Origin of the sequence: Hymenobacter gummosus (assembly GCF_003970915.1) — a bacterium.
Lineage (GTDB): Bacteria > Bacteroidota > Bacteroidia > Cytophagales > Hymenobacteraceae > Solirubrum > Solirubrum gummosum.
This window is the reverse complement of record NZ_RXOF01000004.1, coordinates 50,794-66,585: the sequence shown is the minus strand read 5'-3', so window position 1 is coordinate 66,585 and position 15,792 is coordinate 50,794. Positions and strand designations below refer to the sequence as shown.

Sequence of the window (15,792 nt, the reverse complement as noted above, 5' to 3'; positions counted from 1 at the left end):
CTGCCCGCAGGCTGAAAGCCTGCCTTATGCCAGGCACCGGTTACGCCGTCTTCGACGGCTAAACCGGCGCCAGCTGTGGGCTACAGCAGCGCCTGCAGCGTCAATTGCTGCGGGAAATGCTCCAGGAAATGCGCGTACAGCAGCTGGCGCAGCAGCAGGCGCTTGTACTGCTCGGTGCCGCGGGCGTCGCTGATGGGGCTGATTTCCTGCTGGGCCAGCGCGTTGGCTTCGCGCAGCGTATCGGCGCTGAGCGGCTGGCCAGCCAGCCACTCCGAGGTGCGGCGCAGGTACAGCGGCGTCGAACCCACGCCCCCGGCCGACAGGTGCGCTTCCCGGATGATGCCCTCAGCTACCCGCAGGCGGGCGGCCGAGTTCACGCTGGCAATGTCGAGGTGGGTGCGCTTACTGACTTTCTCGAAGTTGAACACTTCCCCCTCGGCGGGCGGCTGGAAGCTGATTTCCACCAGCTGCTCGTCGGGCTGGCGGTTAAGCTGCTTGTAGCCGCGGTACAGCTCGCGCAGGGGCAGTTGGCGCGTCTGGCCGGCGGCATTTTGCAGGGTCAGCCGGGCATCGAGGGCCAGGAAGAAAATGGTCAGGTCGCCGATGGGGGAGGCATTGACGAAGTTGCCAGCCACGGTGGCCATGTTGCGGATGGGCGTGCTCGACACCAGCTTCAGGTGGCGGCGCAGGCGCGGGAAGCGGCTTAGCAGCAGCTCGGAGCTGCGCAAGTCTTCTACCGTGGTAGCCGCGCCCAGGCTGATGCGCCCGTCGGCCTCTGCGCGTATAAAACACCGCTCCTGGTGGCCGTAGAGCAGCTGCACCTCGGCGGCCAGCACGTCGTCGGCGCGCTGCACCAGCAGGTCGGTACCGCCGCCGAGCAGGTAGGTGAGGGGCGGCGTTACGGCCGGCGCATTTGGGTCGGGCAGCTGGCCGCCGGTGCGGGCGGCTACGTCGGCCAGGGTGGCGCGGCGCAGCTCGGCCAGGCGCCCGGGCATCTGCCGGAAGTAGGCCGGCACGTAGCCCTGCTCCATCAGCCAGGCTAGCCGCTCGGGGGCCGCGTCGCGGGTGAGCAGCTGGGCGGTGAGCTGGTCGGCGGCCCGCTCCAAGGACTTGTAGCCCGTGCAGCGGCAGATATTGCCGTCGATGCTGGCGCGGGCGGCTTCGGCGGTGGCCGCGCCGCCCAGGCAGTGCCCGGTCAAGGACACAACGAAGCCCGGGGTGCAGAAGCCGCACTGGGTGCCGCCCTCGGCCACAATGGCCTGCTGCACCGGCGTAAGGCCCCCGTCTGGCCGGCCGAGGCCCTCCACCGTCACGATGTGGCGGCCGTGGGCGTTGCCCAGCGGAGTCAGGCAGGAGGTCATGGTCTGGTAGCGCACCGCGCCGCTGGCGGGCTGCAGCTCGCCCACCAGCACGGTGCAGGCGCCGCAGTCGCCCTCGCGGCAGCCGATTTTGGTGCCCGTCAGGTGCTGCTGGTAGCGGATGTAGTCGAGCAGGGTGCTGCCGGCCCGGTGGGTAGGCCGGACGAGCTGGTCGTTGAGGTAAAACTGGAGCATAGAAAAGGCGCCCGGGGCAGGCGGACCAGCAATATAGTAATTCCCGTGGCCCGCCCGGGCCGTTGAGGTTAAACTTTGGAAATCAGAAAGTAGATTTACTACGTAAGTCGAAATATTGAGTAACTTCTGACCCTAAAACCCTAACCGCCCGCGCTGCGCCTATGAGACGGACCGTTACTGCTGCCTTCGCCGCCCTGCCCCTGCTGCTAAGCGGCTGTTTTACGGCCCGCGAAGGCCGTATCGAGTCGGATTACAGCTACGCCGGCAACTTTCGTCACTACCGCACCTTCGCCTTCCTGCAGGGCGTCGATGGGGCGGCCCGGGACAGCGCCGCGGCCCTGGACGAAACCGTGCGCGACGCCATCCAGACCCACCTGCGCGCCCAGGGCTACAAGCTCAACCAGCGCCGGCCCGACCTGCTGATTTCCTACCGCGTGTTCGACGGGGCCATGCGCTTCACCGGCTACAACCAGCAGGAGCTGACCCAGTGGATGCGCAAGGAAGTGGTGGAAGACGAGGACACGCCCTCCGACGAGCGGCAGGGCTACGACCGGGTACGCTACCTGCTCAACGACGGCACCCTGCTCATCACCCTCATCGACCACAAAAACGGCCGCGCCGTGTGGCAGGGCTACGCCTCCAACGTGACGGCCCGCCAGGGCAGCCAGGCGTCCATCGTCATGCGCCGCGCCGTGCGCTCCATCTTCGACCGATACCGGGTGCTGTCGGAAGACTATCAGCAGCAGGACGGGCAACTGCGCTAGCAAACTCAACAACCGAATACCAACAGAACGTCATTCGGAGCAAAGCGAAGAATCTCGCGTGTTTGGCCAGATAGTAACATCCTCGTTCAACGAGAAAATAACTATCCGGCGTCAGCACGCGAGATTCTTCGCTTTGCTCAGAATGACGTTCTAGCTTAGCCGCTAAGCTCGGGCCGCCTACCGGTTCTTGCCGGCCGGGATGCGGAACTGCAGGCCGATGGTGGGCAAGATGGTCAGGCCCTTGATGCGGGCCTGCTTGTTGTTGAGCAGCTGGTACTTGCCAAAATTCTGGTAGTAGATGGCCAGGGCGGGCACCACGTAGGCGTAGCGGTAGCCCAGCTTCAGGTTCACGAAGCCGCCCAAGGCCCCGAAGCTGCGGCGCTCCATCAGGCTCGGCACCCGGTCGAGCACGCGGTTGGAGCCGGGGATGTAGTTGAAGATTTTGCCCGGCTCGAACCCGTACTTAAGGAAAGTGTGGCTGTACACGAGCCCGTACGACACGTTGCCAATCTGCTCCTCCGGCCCGAAGGAGTGGCTGAACACCACCGGTACCAGCAAATCGATGCGTTTGGCGCTAAAGCCCAGAATGTCGCTGGTTTCTTCCAGAAACGGAATGCCGGGCAGCTTCACTTTCTGGGTGGAGAACTGCAGGCCCGCGCTGCCGTACATGGCGCCGTCCTGGCCCTGGGGCTTCTCGGGCGTGCCCAGCGGGCCCATAAACTGGTACATCGCGTCGAAGCTGTGCGCCCCGAAGGAGTACTTGTAGCCCACGTCGACGCGCTTGAGCAGGCCGTAGCGCACGTACAAGTCGGACGTGGCGGCCGTGGGGTCGAGCACGTAGGCCAGGGCGGCCGTCTGCACCCGGTCGAAGCCCTCTTCGTAGCGGATGGAGTCACGGTTGATGGCCTGCTTCACCAGGTCCTTGGCCGCCGTGGTGATTTTGCCGACGGAGGCCGTGCCCACGTTGAAGCCCATGTTGCCGCCAACCTTGAACTGGCCCTGGGGCGTAACCTTACCCGAGTGCGTAATGGCGCGCGGCGCCGTACACGCCCCGGCCGCCAGCAGCATGACCACGGGCAGCAGGCGGGGTGAGAAAAGACGGAACATAAAAGAAAGTAGAAGAGGGGGGAGGAGAAAGAATCAGCCAATATCCAAAAAATGGGCCGGTGTTCGAAGCACATTGGCCGCAGCGCCCGTTTTCGGCACCTTTGCGGCAATGATACTCGTCCTGTTCATTTGGTTGGTTGCGGCTCTGGGCACCGTCGGGCTCGGGGTGGGGGCCTACCGGCTGGCCGCCCGGCTGGGCGTGGGCGGAGCGACGGAGCTACCCGCGCCGGAGTGGCTGAGTTTGGCCGGCGCGGCCCTGCTCACGGCCGCCCTGCAGCTCTACTCCCTGCAGGGGCCCATCGATGGCAGGTCGCAGCTGCTATTCGGCCTGTGCACGGCACTGGTACTGGTGCTGAACCGCCGGGCTGTGGCGGCCGTGCTGCGCTGCACCGGGCCTTGGCGCTGGCGGGCCGCCGGGTGGCTGGGCGCCGCACTGCTATTTCTGCTGCTGGCCTGGGTGCTGACTTTTGCCGCCCAGCCGCCCACCAACTACGACGCCGGCCTGTACCAGCTGCAGACCCTGCAGTGGACGGAGCGGTTTGCGGCCGTGCCCGGCCTGGGCAACCTGCACGGACGTCTGGCCTTCAACTCCAGCTTCTACCTGCTGCTGGCCCTGCTGCGGGCCGCTACGCCCGGCGGCCCGGCGTACGCGCTCAGCTCTTACCTGTACGCCGTGCTGGCCGTGGCCGCCGGGCGCGCCGTGCTGGCCGGCCAGCAGCCCGACGCCCGCGCGGCCTGGGCACCGCTGCTGCTGCTGCTGGCGCTGCTCTACGGGTTTCAGGTCTGGCTGTCGTCGCCCACCACCGATACCACCACGGCGGCGCTGCTGGGGCTGCTGTTCTGCCGCTTTGCCCAGCAGCCGCCGGGCCGGGCTTCGGAAGCCGAGCGGCTGCTGCTGGTGCTGCTCACCGCCTGGGCCGTGACCATCAAGCTCTCGGCCGCGCCGGTGCTGCTGCTGGGCCTGGGCGCCGTGTGGGCCGGGCGCGCGGGGCAAAGCGGGCTGCGCACTTGGCTGCCGCCGCTGGCCCTGGCCGGCGGGCTGGCGTTGCCCTGGGTGGCGCGCAACGTGGTGCTGTCGGGCTACCTGGTATACCCGCTGCCGGCCCTCGACGTGCTCGATGTGGACTGGAAAGTGCCCCTGGCCGCCGCCCGCGCCGAGCAGCACCTGATAGTCAACCTGGCCCGCAACGCCGCCCAGGCCGCGGCGGCCGCGCCCGGGCCGCTGCTCGGCGACTGGCTCGGCAATTGGTGGCGGCCGCAGGTGTACATGCCCGGCGCGGTGGTGTTGGCCGGACTGATTTCGCCGCTGCCGGCCCTCTGGCGCTGGCGCCGCCTGCGCCGGCTACCGGCCGCTGAGCAGGGGTGGGCCGCTGGCTGGCTGGTGGCTTGGCTGGGCAGCGTGTTTTGGCTGGTAGCCGCGCCCGACTACCGCTTCGGGGCGGGCTTTCTGCTGGTGGCGGCGCTCTGGCCCTGGCTGGGGCCGCGCTGGCCCGGCCCTTTGCTGCAGGGGCGTCTGCGCTACTTCTCCGCCGTGTTGCTGCTCGGCTGGGCCCTGTACCAGCTGCGCGACCCGCTTTACTACCTGCGCCACGATCCCGCCCGCTTTGCCGGCCGCCTGCTCTGGCCCGAGCCGCCGCCCAAGCCCGCCACCGAAGCGGTGCCGCTGGCGCCTGGGCTGCGGGTGCAGGTGCCCCGCGCCGGCGCGCAGTGCTGGGGGGCGCCCTTGCCCTGCGCGCCCCGCGCCGAAGCCGGCCTGCGCCCGCGCGGCCACACCCTGGCCGAGGGCTTCCGCCGCGCCGACTAGCCCCGTGGCACCACTACGCCCGCGCCGCCGGACTACCTCCGAAACGCTCGGGTAAGGCTACAGGCATACCGACGACCTGCGAACCGCAAGACGCCTCTGCAAGGGGCAAACCGGTACGCTTTTGCGGGCTGCGGCCATCCGCAACGGGCCCAGCGGCGGCCGAACACGCGTTGCGGGCGGCCGTAGCGGGCCCGGCTCGGCCATTTCCTTGTTACTTGCTTATCGATACTTGCGCATTCCATAGCATGAACATTCTGTACGGCGTCCCCGGCGAGGGGCTCGGCCACGCCACCCGCAGCAAAGTCATTATCCGCCACCTGCTGGAGCAGGGTCACGAGGTGCAGGTAGTCAGCAGTAGCCGGGCCTACCAGCTGCTGGCGGCCAACTTCCCCGGCCGCGTCCACGAAATCAAGGGTTTCCACCTCGCCTACAAGGAGCTGACCGTGTCGAAAAGCCGCACGGCGGCCCGCACGCTGCGCACGGCCCCCGACAACCTGCGCCTGAACTTCCAGCGCTACCGCGACCTGCTCGACCAGGGCCAGCGCTTCGACCTGGTCGTGTCCGACTTCGAATCGTTCAGCTACTTCTTCGCCAAAACCCAGCGCCTGCCCGTCGTCAGCATCGACAACATGCAGGTCATCAGCCGCAGCAAGCTCGACGTAGCCATTCCGGCCGAGGAGCGCGGCAACTTCGAGCTGGCCCGCGGCATCGTGCGCGCCAAGCTGCCGCGGGCGGCCCACTACCTGGTCACCACCTTTTTCTACCCGCCCACGAGCAAGCCCGATACCACGCTGGTGCCGCCCATCATCCGGCCCGAAATCCTGGCGCAGCGCCCCACGTGCGGGCCGCACGTGCTGGTGTACCAGTCGAGCACCAACCAGCGCGACCTGGTGAGCCTGCTGCAGCAGCTGCCGCAGCAGACCTTCCACGTCTACGGCTTCAACCGCGACGAGGAGCACGGCAACGTGCGCCTGCGGCCCTTCTCCGAGGCCGGCTTCATCGAGGACCTGGCCTCGGCCCGCGCCGTGGTGACGAACGGCGGCTTCTCGCTGATTTCGGAGGCCGTGTACCTGGGCAAGCCGGTGTGCGCCGTGCCCATTCCGGCCCAGTTCGAGCAGTGGCTGAACGCGGCCGAAATCGAGCAGCTGGGCTACGGGCGCCGCTTCAGCCACATCACGGCCGACAACCTGAAGGCCTTTCTGTACGACCTGACGCCCTTCGAGCAGGCGCTGAGCCAGTACCGGCAGGAGGGCAACGAAGAGCTGTTCCAGGCCCTGGACGCGGTGCTGGTGGGGGCTATGTCGGACCAGTAGCGGGGCGTCTGTTTCGCCGGCCGCAGTCGCGCGGCTGCGCCGCGTGATGCCTACGTGGCTCGGCTATGCCGAGCACGGTACCAGGCCGCCTGGGCGTTGTCGTGCCAGCGGCGCGGGCGGGTGCTCGGCACAGCCGAGCCACGTAGAGCCCACTCGGCAATAGCCGAGCGGGTGCGGCGGGGGCGCCCGGCGCGGTGCGCGGCTGCGCCGTGGTATATCAACTCGTAAAACTGCTATGGCCCGCCCTAATACCCTATGGAGCGAAATCCGGCTGGCGGCGGTCAGCTGCGGCGGTGCAGCGCTGGTTTGCGCCCTGATGCTGAGGACCGTGCTGAGCACTGCGGAAACGATGCTGATGATGCTGTTCTATGGCGTCCTGCCGTTTGGCCTTTTCCCCATCACCATAGCCCTGACCGTAGCCACCGGCCGCCAGCTGCTGCAAGCGGCCCGGCAGCGGCCGGATTCGTTTTTCTACCGCTATTCCAGCACCCCGTGGGTACTGCTGCTCACAGTGCTGACGACGCTATTGGTGGCCTCGGCCCACCGGCTCGAGGACTGGTACCCGGTGGTAGCCTACCTGCATGCGGTTTTTCTGGCCGTGTGGGGCTACTGCATGCTCGCGAAGTGGCGGGGCGTGTAGTAGCTTACAAGAAAATGAGGCGCGTTATGAAAACGGTAATCGGTATGGTAGGCATGCTGGCCGGTATGCAGGCCGCGCTGGCGCAGCAGCCGGTTTCGTCCGGAGCGCAGAAAACCCAGTGCCCCTACAACTACCTGAGCTTGGTGCTGTACGGCCCGGACGCCTACACGCAATACGTGTCGTTTCACGTCAGTTACCAGGGGCGCACCCGACTGGCCTGCACCAATGCCCGGAGGTACCTGAAGTTCATTGAGGCTAGTCGGCCCGGCCGGCTGGACCCCGAACGGCGCTTTCTCGACCGGGCCGAAGCTATTCCCTCCCCGGTGCCCTTCGATAGTCTGCAATTCGAATGGGCTGGCAACGACGCCCGCGTGGCGCAGGTGGCCCGGCAGGGCGAGAAATACTTCCTGGCGTATTATTTCAACCAGTACGGCTGCCTGTTGTCCGAAAAAGGCGTCAACGCGGCGGACGTCATGCCTTACCTACAGCGCTGGTGCATCGTGGCCCACCAGGACGACGAAACGGGCTGCCTCGTGGTTGACAGCAAGGTAATGCGGGTAAGGTAAGGCGCGGCATCCCGCGCCGTTTGCCTAATTTCCGCCTTGATGACCCGCTCCGTCCCCGCCCTTGCCGCCCTTGGCCTGCTGCTGGCGGCCTGCTCCACCAGCCGCACCCCGCCAGCCGCCGCGCCGCTCAACCAGTTTGCCGCCGACAGCACCCTGCGCCGCATTGCCACGGCCCAGGACCAGCGCCAGACGCCGGCGCTGCGCCCCTTCCTGCACCATCCCAAGGCCCGCTACCGACAGGCCGCCGCCCTGGCCTTTGCCTCGGTGCAGGACCGCGCCGCGCTGCCCGACCTGCTCGGCGCCCTCTCCGACGCCAACGTGGACGTGCGCGTGGCCGCCGCCTTCGCCCTGGGCCAGACCGCCGACAGCGCCGCCGCTGCCCCGCTCGCCAGCCAGGTCAGCACCGAAACCGACGCCCGCGCCCGCCGCTACGAGCTGGAGGCCCTGGGCCGCTGCGTGGGCCGCGGCACGCTGCCGCTGCTGCTCCAACTGCCCCGCACCGCCTCGCCCGACGACACCTTGCTCAGCATCGGGCAGGCCTGGGGACTGTACCGCGCCGGCCTGCGCGGGCTGACCTCGGAGGCCGCCGTGCGCCGGGTGGTGAGCTTGCTCGGCCGGCCGCCGTATTCGGCCCGGCTGGCCGCGGCGCACACCCTGGCCCGCACCCCGCGCCTCGACCTGACGGCCTACCAGGAGCCCATCAGCGCCGCGGCCACCAGTGCGCCCAGCTATGCCGTGCGCGCCGCTGCTACCAGCGCCCTGGGTAAGGTGAAAGACCCGGGCGTGGCTCCGGTGCTGGCCGGCATCCTGCGCCGCGACGCTGATTACCGGGTGCGCGTGGCCGCCCTGCGCGCCATGAACGCCTCGATGTACGCCCCGGTGAAGGAAGCTGCCTGGGCCGCCCTCGACGACCCGCAGGCCCAGGTGGCGCTGACGGCCGCCGAGTTCTTCCTCACGCACGCCAGCGGCGAAACCGGCCGCCTGTTTCTCGACAAAGCCGCCCGCATGACGGCCGCTCGGCCCCGCGCCGCCCTGCTGGCCGCCGCCCTGCACCACGCCTCTGCCGCCGAAAAGGAAGGCATCCGCGCCAGCATTCAGCAGCGCTACGCAGCGGCCACCGACCCGTACGAGCGGGCCTTCCTACTCAAAACCCTGGGCGAAGACCCGACCGCCTACGCCTTCGTGGAGCAGGCCACTTTCCAGCCGAATCAGCCGCCGGTGGTCAGCACCTACGGCATCGAGGCGCTGGTGGCCCTGCGCAGCCGCCCTGACTTCCCCGAAGCCCAGCAGCCGCTGTTCGTGCAGACGCTGGAGCGCGCCATCGGCACCAACGACGTGGCCCTCATCGGCACGGCGGCTGGGGCGCTGAAGGAGGAAAAGCTGCAGATGCGCCGCGACTTTCGCAACCTGGCGCTGCTGCGCTCGGCCCAGCAGCGCATCCGCCTGCCCCGCGACGTGGAAACCTGGCAGGCCCTGCAGCAGGCTCTCGACTACCTCGAAAGCAAGCCCGCCCCGACGCCCACGCCCAGCGCCGCCAGCCAGCACCCCATCGACTGGGCCTTGGTGGAGAGTATTCCGGCCGGGCAGCGCGTGGCCGTCGTCACCGGGAAAGGGAGGGTGGAACTGCGCCTGCTGGTGGAAGAGGCGCCCGGCTCGGTGGCCAGCTTCGTGCAGCTGGTGCGCCAGGGCTTCTACAACGGCAAAAACTTCCACCGCGTGGTGCCCAACTTCGTGGCCCAGGGCGGCTGCCCCCGCGGCGACGGGTGGGGCGGCACCGACTACACCCTGCGCTCCGAATTCGCCGACCGTGGCTACGCCGAGGGCGCCGTGGGCCTGGCCTCCGCCGGCAAGGACACCGAGAGCTGCCAGTGGTTTATCACCCACAGCCCCACGCCCCACCTCGACGGCCGCTACACCATCTTCGCCGTGGTCGACAAAGGCATGGACATAGTGCACCGCCTCGACATCGGGGACCGGATAGAGCGGGTGGAATTGCTGGGCGGCGCTTCAGCCGCCAAATAGGCCAAAACAGAGCGGGGCCACCGGAATGATTTCCGGTGGCCCCGCTCTGTTTTGGAAAGGAAGAGTGAAGAATGAGGAAGGAAGAATGACGCAACCCGCATAGGCAAAGCCAGTACGCCTTCATCCTTCATCCTTCATCCTTCATCCTTCATCCTTCATCCTTCATCCTTCATCCTTCATCCTACCGTACCACCAGCTGGCGGGTAGTAGTCGTCAGGCCTTTACCACTGACGCGCACCACGTACAAGCCCGGCTTCACTTGGCCGGCCAGCTGCAGTTCGAGGTGCTGGCCCGTGGCAGCGGCTTCGGTCTTCCAAGCAGTGCGGCCCGTGGCGTCGAGCAGCTGCACCGTTACGGGGCCGGTGGGGGCGGCGGGCAGCTGCACCCGCAGCTCGTTGCTGGTGGGGTTGGGGTAGAGGCTCAGCTCACCGCCCTTGCCGCCGGTCAGCTGCACGGCCACCACCGAGGAGAAGTGCTGGCTGCCGTCGAAATCGAGCTGGCGCAGGCGGTAGTATACCATGCCCGTCAGGCCGGAGGCGTCGGTGTAGCTGTAGCGGTGGGCAATGGTGCTGCTGCCGTTGCCGGCCACGAAGCCCACCGTTTCCCAGCTCTGCCCGTTTTGGGCGCGCTGCACCTCAAAGCCGCGGTTGTTCTTTTCCTGAGCCGTGGCCCAGTACAAACGAGCCTTGCCCGGGCCCACGGCCTCGCCCCGGAACTCAGTCAGTTCGACGGGCAGCGGGTTGATAACGTTGGTGGAGCCGAAGGTGAACGGCCCGAAGCCACCCACTGGGCCAGCCGACACGATAGAACCGCTGGCCGGCGTACCGGTAGTGCCGCCGTTGCCCTCGTTCACCCAGGTCGCGCCGTCGGAGCGCACCACGCGCAGCTCAGCCAGGGAGTTGATGCCGCTGCGGCCGCCGTTTTCCCAGTACAGCCGCACGCTCACCTCGCCGCTGCCGCTGGGGCGCGTCAGGTTCCAGTATTCCACCCGGCTCACCGTGGCCAGCGCCGGGTCGGCGGGCTGATTGGCGGGGAAGCTTTGGGCCAGGTACTCGGCCGTAAAGGTGCTGGCCGCGGAGGGCGCCGAAATGCCCAGACGGGCCCACACCCCGTCGCGGCCGAGGGGAAATACGAAGGCCGCGCTGCCCACTTTGTTCATGGGGCCGCTCACGTAGCTGCCCGCATTGCCCTCGGTGCTGGTGGCCCCGTCGGCCACGGTCAGCAGGTTGGTAGCCGTGCTGCCGATCAGGCCGTTGGTGAGCGTGAGGGAGCCGCTGATGCTGAGCGGCGCCGCCAGCGTGAGCGTTTTGCCCGCGCCGTCCAGGGTCAGGTCCCGGATGGCTAGGCTCGGGCTTTCCTGGCGCAAGGTCACGTTCTTGGTCACCGTCACGGCCTCGTTGTAGGTGCCCCCTTCGGCCTCGATGGTGCCGCCGTCCAAGATGGCCGTCATGGCTTCCTGCATGTTGCCGGCCGGCATGGCGTCGGGCACGTTGGCGGCCACGTTCAGGAAGCTCAGGTCGGGCTGAAAGCCGGCGGCCGCGGAAGCGTCGGTGCGGCTGTTCAGGTAGGGGCTGAACTGCAGCCGGCCCGTCGGCGCCAGCGAGGATACCTCGGTGAAGAAGCCCAGGCCGCCGGTGCCCAGCAGGGTGCGTACGCGCCCGCCGGTGCCGCTGGCCCCGCGGATTTCGGCCGCCGTGGTGCCGCCCAGCCAGTTAAGCCCAGCGTTAACCACGTTGGTGAGGTTCACGGCCCGCAGGCCGGCCACGTCGCAGCTATCGATGCGGTTTTCCTGCACCATGACACCGCTGGAAATCAGCAGCTGGTTGCGCGGGATGTCGAAGTAGGGCGTGGCGTTTTCCGAGGTCGTGGCCGGGCGGTCCTGAATCTGGATGCCCAGCTGGCACTGCGCCACTACATTCTGGCGCACCTGGTGGTTGCTGCCCTCCAGCACGATGCCGAAGCCGTTGCGGTTCAGGAAGGCCGCCGCCGAGGAGCGGTACCCGCGAATCACGTTGGCCTCCAGCCACAGCCCGCCGGTGGTCAGGTCGTCGTTGAAGCTGGGCCGCCCGCTGATGCTCCGGTCCCGGTCGATTACGGCAATGGCCGCGTTGTCGCTCACCAGGGCCGTCGACTGCGTCAGGCCGCGGGCAATGCGGTTGCGGCGCACCACGAAGGAGCCCGGGCCGCTGCCCAGTCCGTTGCCGGTGCACGATTTCAGCTCCAGCCCGTTGTCGGCGTTGTCGAAGATGACGTTGTCCTCAATCAGGGCCGCAATGGTGGTGAAGTTGCCGCTACCGTCGCGCTGGCCGGCGGCTTTCAGAATGGTCAGGGCCGGGCCCAGGTTGCCGTAGAAGCGGCAGCGGCGCACCACCAGATTGGAGGCAGCCCGCTCGTTCACGTCGATGCCCGCGCGGCGGTTCTGCTCGAAGGCGCAGTCCTCGATGAGGATGTTGCGCTTGTCGGCCCCGAAGTCCGAGCCGTTCAAAAACAGGCCCCGGCCGTAGTTGTTGCCGCTGATGGTGGGTGCCCCGCCGCCCGGCGTGGCGCTCTGAATGCGCGTCATGCGGATGCTCACCCGCCGGAACGTCAAGTCACTCACGTTGCCGCCCAGTTCCAGGCCCTGGCGGTAGCACTTGAAGATGTCCAGGTCCTCGAACACCACGCCCGTGAGAGTAGTGGTGGTGAAGCCGCCCATAATGCCCGCGTCGTAGCGGCGCAGGCTCATGCGGCTGATGCGCAGGGGCTGGGCCACGGTGCCGGTGGCCGTCAGCCGCAGTGCCGGCACGCCCTCGTACTCGCCGTCGGCGGTGCGCGGCCCGTCGCGGAAGATGGTGGCGCTGCCCGGGCTGCTGAGCGAGTCGCCGGCGCCCTGCAGGCTCACCGGCTTGTCGAGTACGATGCGGTCGGCGTAGCTGCCCGCGTCGATGAATACGGTGGCGCCGTTGGTGGCCGCGGCAATGGCCCGGTTGACGCTGGCAAAGGGCGCGGCGGCCGAGCCGTTGCCGGTTTCATCGTTGCCCGGAGCCGAGGTATAGATGTCGCCCGCGGTGGAGGCGTCGTTGACGTAAACGGGGGCTTGTGCCCAGGCGCCGGCCGAGCCTAGGCCCAGCAGCAGCGTCATTCCCAGAGTTGGTATGGTTAGTTTCATAGCGGGAAATGTCTAGCAGTGTGCCCCCCGAAACGTAGCCACCCCCGCGGGGGTTAGCGCCTTTTTGCCGCCGCGCAGGTCAGTGTGCCTCCACGGCCCCGTAGGCCCGTTTTTTAGTGAGATAAACTCGAAAAATTTATGGGTAATAAGCTGATATCAATATACTTATGTATTTTAATAGAGCAAAGAAAAAGCTGTCCGAATCTAAGTCCGGACAGCTTCATCCTGGGAAAATCCGGGCGGTTTATTCGTCGCGCTGGTGGGCGTGGGCCGGGGGCGTGGTGGCTTCCACCGCCGTGAAGGGCTCCAGCACCCGGTAGCGGTGACTGGCGCCCTTGGGCACCACCCACGAGTGGCCGGGCTCCAGCAGCACCATCTGGCCTTCCAGGTGCAGTTCGGCCCGCCCACTGATGACGAAGCCTACGGTTTCGTAGTCGCGGCGGGCATCCTCTTTGGCTTCGCCGGGCTGCTCGTTTTCCCACAGGCGCATGGCGACCTGGGTGCCCGAGGCGAGGTACTTCTGCCCGTCGGGGCCGTGGGGCGAGAATTTGGAATCGACTTTGGTGATGCTGGTATCAGCCATGGTGTGGGTGTTTGGTTGAGGTGTGTAAACGGGTCGACTTGCCCTAACGCAAGGCCCCGGGTGGTGGTTGTATGCCCAGCTCGACCTAACTTTTCCCCCGCGGGGCGGTTGAGCCCCATTGTGGGCCCCGGTGGCCCCGCCTGCTTATGCCCAACGACGCTTTTATTCTTGCCCTGACCGAAGCCCACCGCGCCGCGCCCCCGCCGCTGCCGGGCGCCGCGCTGTGCCAGCTGGCCGAGGAGCTGCTGGACCTGCTGTTCCCCGAGCGCACCGGGCAGCGCCTCACGGCCCCGGCCGCGCTGGCGGCCCACCTCACGGCCCTGCAGCAGCAGCTTCAGCAGCTGCTCACCAGCGTTACGGGGCTGCCCTTGCCGCCCGCCGCGCTGGCCGCCGATTTGTTCGGCCGCCTGCCCGTGCTGCACGAGCTGCTGCTGCTCGACGCCCGCGCCATCATGGCCGCCGACCCGGCCGCCCAGGACCTGGCCGAAGTCATCTGCACCTATCCGGGCTTCTACGCCCTCGGGCTGCACCGCCTCGCCCACGCCCTGTACCAGCGTCAGGTGCCGCTGCTGCCGCGCCTGCTCAGCGAGTACGCCCACCAGCGCACCGGCATCGACATCCACCCCGGCGCCCGCATCGGCCGCTCCTGCAGCATCGACCACGGCACGGGCATTGTCATCGGCGAAACGGCCGTGCTCGGCGACCATGTGCGCCTGTTCCAGGGCGTCACGCTCGGGGCCCTAAGCGTAGCCAAGGAGCTGGCCCACCAAAAGCGCCACCCCACCATCGAAGACCACGTGGTGATATATGCCGGCGCCACTATCTTGGGCGGCAGCACCGTGGTCGGGCGCCACAGCCTCATCGGCGGCAATGTGTGGCTGACCGAGAGCGTGCCCTCGCACTCCCGCGTCTACCACCGCGCCCAGATTCACGTCACCCGCGTCGAAGACCCCTCCGCCGACCTTACGTTTTCCATTTAAATGGCTAAATGGCGGCATGGTCAAATGGCTGATTGTTCTTGAACGACCAACCATTCAACCGTCCGGCCATTTAGCAATTCAATCAACCCATGAAAGCCAACACCATTCTCGACACCATCGGCAACACGCCGCTGGTCCGCATCAACCGCCTGTTTCAGAACATCCGCCCCGACGTGGAAGTGTGGGTGAAGCTGGAGCGCGCCAACCCCGGCGGCAGCATCAAGGACCGCATTGCCCTGTCCATGATTGAGCAGGCCGAACAAGACGGGCTGCTCTCGGCCGACAGCCTCATCGTGGAGCCCACCTCCGGCAACACCGGCGTGGGCCTGGCCATGGTGGCCGCCGTGAAGGGCTACCGGCTCACCCTGGTTATGCCCGAGTCCATGTCCATCGAGCGGCGCCGGCTGATGGCGGCCTACGGCGCCCAGCTGGAGCTGACGCCGCGGGAGAAGGGCATGAAAGGGGCCATCGAGAAGGCCCACGAAATCGTGCAGAACACGCCCGGCGCCTGGATGCCCATGCAGTTCGACAACCCGGCCAACATCCGCGTGCACGCCGAAACCACCGCCCAGGAAATCCTGCGCGACGCCCCCGAGGGCTTCGACTTCCTGATTACGGGCGTGGGCACCGGCGGCCACATCACCGCCGTGGCCGAGGTCATTAAGCCCCAATTCCCGCAGCTGAAGGTCTTCGCCGTAGAGCCCGAACTCTCGCCCGTCATCAGCGGCGGCGCGCCCGGCCCGCACCCCATCCAGGGCATCGGCGCCGGCTTTATTCCTTCCAACCTGCACCAGGACGTGCTCGACGGCACCATCCAGGTCAGCGCCCCCGAGGCCTTCGACTTCGCCCGCCGCGCCGCCCGCGAAGAAGGCATCTTCCTGGGCGTGTCGTCGGGGGCCTCGTTGGCAGCCGTGGCCAAGAAATTGGCCGAGGTGCCCCAGGGCGGCCGCGTGCTCACCTTCTGCTACGACACCGGTGAGCGGTACCTGTCCGTCGACGGCCTGTTTGTGTAGGAAGCATCCCCGTCAGCCAAGCGCAAAGGGCCCCGGCTTGGGAAAAGCCGGGGCCCTTTGTGTTAAGGCCGGAAGCTGATGACGGCCGGAAACCGGCGTTAATTAGCTCAAGCTGAAAATGCCATAAAACAAAAAACCCGACCTAGGTGGTCGGGCTTCTTGGGGCTAATCTAAAAAACAGGAGTGGAGAATATCGGAGTCGAACCGATGACCTCTTGCATGCCATGCAAGCGCTCTAGCCAGCTGAGCTAATCCCCCGTTTTGTTAGAACCATTCGCCGGTTGCGTTTGGTGATGCAA

The 15,792-nt window shown here is 67.3% G+C and carries 12 protein-coding genes and 1 tRNA gene; 8 read left to right on the top strand and 5 right to left on the bottom strand.

Annotated features, from left to right (window positions below; all coding sequences use genetic code 11):
• Nucleotides 1-80: 80 nt before the first annotated feature.
• Complete coding sequence (locus EJV47_RS08385) at nt 81-1,553, bottom strand: FAD binding domain-containing protein (RefSeq protein WP_126692710.1); 1,473 nt, start codon at nt 1,551-1,553, stop codon at nt 81-83.
• A gap of 161 nt (nt 1,554-1,714) precedes the next feature.
• Here EJV47_RS08385 and EJV47_RS08380 point away from each other — a divergent pair, with 161 nt between their 5' ends.
• The gene (locus EJV47_RS08380) at nt 1,715-2,317 is read left to right on the top strand and encodes a DUF4136 domain-containing protein (protein ID WP_126692709.1); all 603 of its coding nucleotides are present in this window, start codon (nt 1,715-1,717) and stop codon (nt 2,315-2,317) included.
• A gap of 177 nt (nt 2,318-2,494) precedes the next feature.
• On the opposite strand, the gene EJV47_RS08375 is transcribed toward EJV47_RS08380, so the two are convergent.
• Nucleotides 2,495-3,424: a hypothetical protein gene (locus EJV47_RS08375; protein ID WP_126692708.1), complete on the bottom strand. Its 930-nt coding sequence runs from the start codon at nt 3,422-3,424 to the stop codon at nt 2,495-2,497.
• A gap of 109 nt (nt 3,425-3,533) precedes the next feature.
• Between EJV47_RS08375 and EJV47_RS27955 the strand changes: the two genes are divergently transcribed.
• From EJV47_RS27955 to EJV47_RS08350, 5 genes are all read left to right on the top strand, one after another.
• Entirely contained in the window at nt 3,534-5,228 is a 1,695-nt protein-coding gene (locus EJV47_RS27955; RefSeq protein WP_165903666.1) for an LIC_10190 family membrane protein, read from the top strand.
• A gap of 245 nt (nt 5,229-5,473) precedes the next feature.
• Nucleotides 5,474-6,541: an MJ1255/VC2487 family glycosyltransferase gene (locus EJV47_RS08365; protein WP_126692707.1), complete on the top strand. Its 1,068-nt coding sequence runs from the start codon at nt 5,474-5,476 to the stop codon at nt 6,539-6,541.
• A gap of 235 nt (nt 6,542-6,776) precedes the next feature.
• Complete coding sequence (locus EJV47_RS08360) at nt 6,777-7,181, top strand: hypothetical protein (RefSeq protein WP_126692706.1); 405 nt, start codon at nt 6,777-6,779, stop codon at nt 7,179-7,181.
• Between the two features lie 26 nt (nt 7,182-7,207).
• Nucleotides 7,208-7,747 (top strand): hypothetical protein, encoded by a 540-nt coding sequence (locus tag EJV47_RS08355; protein WP_126692705.1) that lies wholly within the window; start codon nt 7,208-7,210, stop codon nt 7,745-7,747.
• A 39-nt stretch (nt 7,748-7,786) separates the two neighbouring features.
• The gene (locus EJV47_RS08350) at nt 7,787-9,769 is read left to right on the top strand and encodes a peptidylprolyl isomerase (RefSeq protein WP_126692704.1); all 1,983 of its coding nucleotides are present in this window, start codon (nt 7,787-7,789) and stop codon (nt 9,767-9,769) included.
• A 181-nt stretch (nt 9,770-9,950) separates the two neighbouring features.
• On the opposite strand, the gene EJV47_RS08345 is transcribed toward EJV47_RS08350, so the two are convergent.
• Both EJV47_RS08345 and EJV47_RS08340 read right to left on the bottom strand, forming a co-directional pair.
• Nucleotides 9,951-12,917 carry a right-handed parallel beta-helix repeat-containing protein gene (locus tag EJV47_RS08345; RefSeq protein WP_126692703.1) on the bottom strand — a complete coding sequence of 989 codons (2,967 nt, stop codon included), beginning with the start codon at nt 12,915-12,917 and terminating at the stop codon, nt 9,951-9,953.
• Nucleotides 12,918-13,161: 244 nt separating this feature from the next.
• Nucleotides 13,162-13,500, bottom strand: coding sequence for a cupin domain-containing protein (locus EJV47_RS08340; protein ID WP_126692702.1), 339 nt, complete (start codon nt 13,498-13,500; stop codon nt 13,162-13,164).
• A 146-nt stretch (nt 13,501-13,646) separates the two neighbouring features.
• Between EJV47_RS08340 and epsC the strand changes: the two genes are divergently transcribed.
• Nucleotides 13,647-14,480, top strand: a complete 834-nt coding sequence (gene epsC, locus EJV47_RS08335) for a serine O-acetyltransferase EpsC (RefSeq protein ID WP_126692701.1) — start codon at nt 13,647-13,649, stop codon at nt 14,478-14,480.
• Between the two features lie 89 nt (nt 14,481-14,569).
• Nucleotides 14,570-15,493 (top strand): cysteine synthase A, encoded by a 924-nt coding sequence (gene cysK / locus EJV47_RS08330; protein WP_126692700.1) that lies wholly within the window; start codon nt 14,570-14,572, stop codon nt 15,491-15,493.
• A gap of 184 nt (nt 15,494-15,677) precedes the next feature.
• On the opposite strand, the gene EJV47_RS08325 is transcribed toward cysK, so the two are convergent.
• Nucleotides 15,678-15,751 (bottom strand) — tRNA-Ala (locus EJV47_RS08325).
• Between the last annotated feature and the right edge of the window lie 41 nt (nt 15,752-15,792).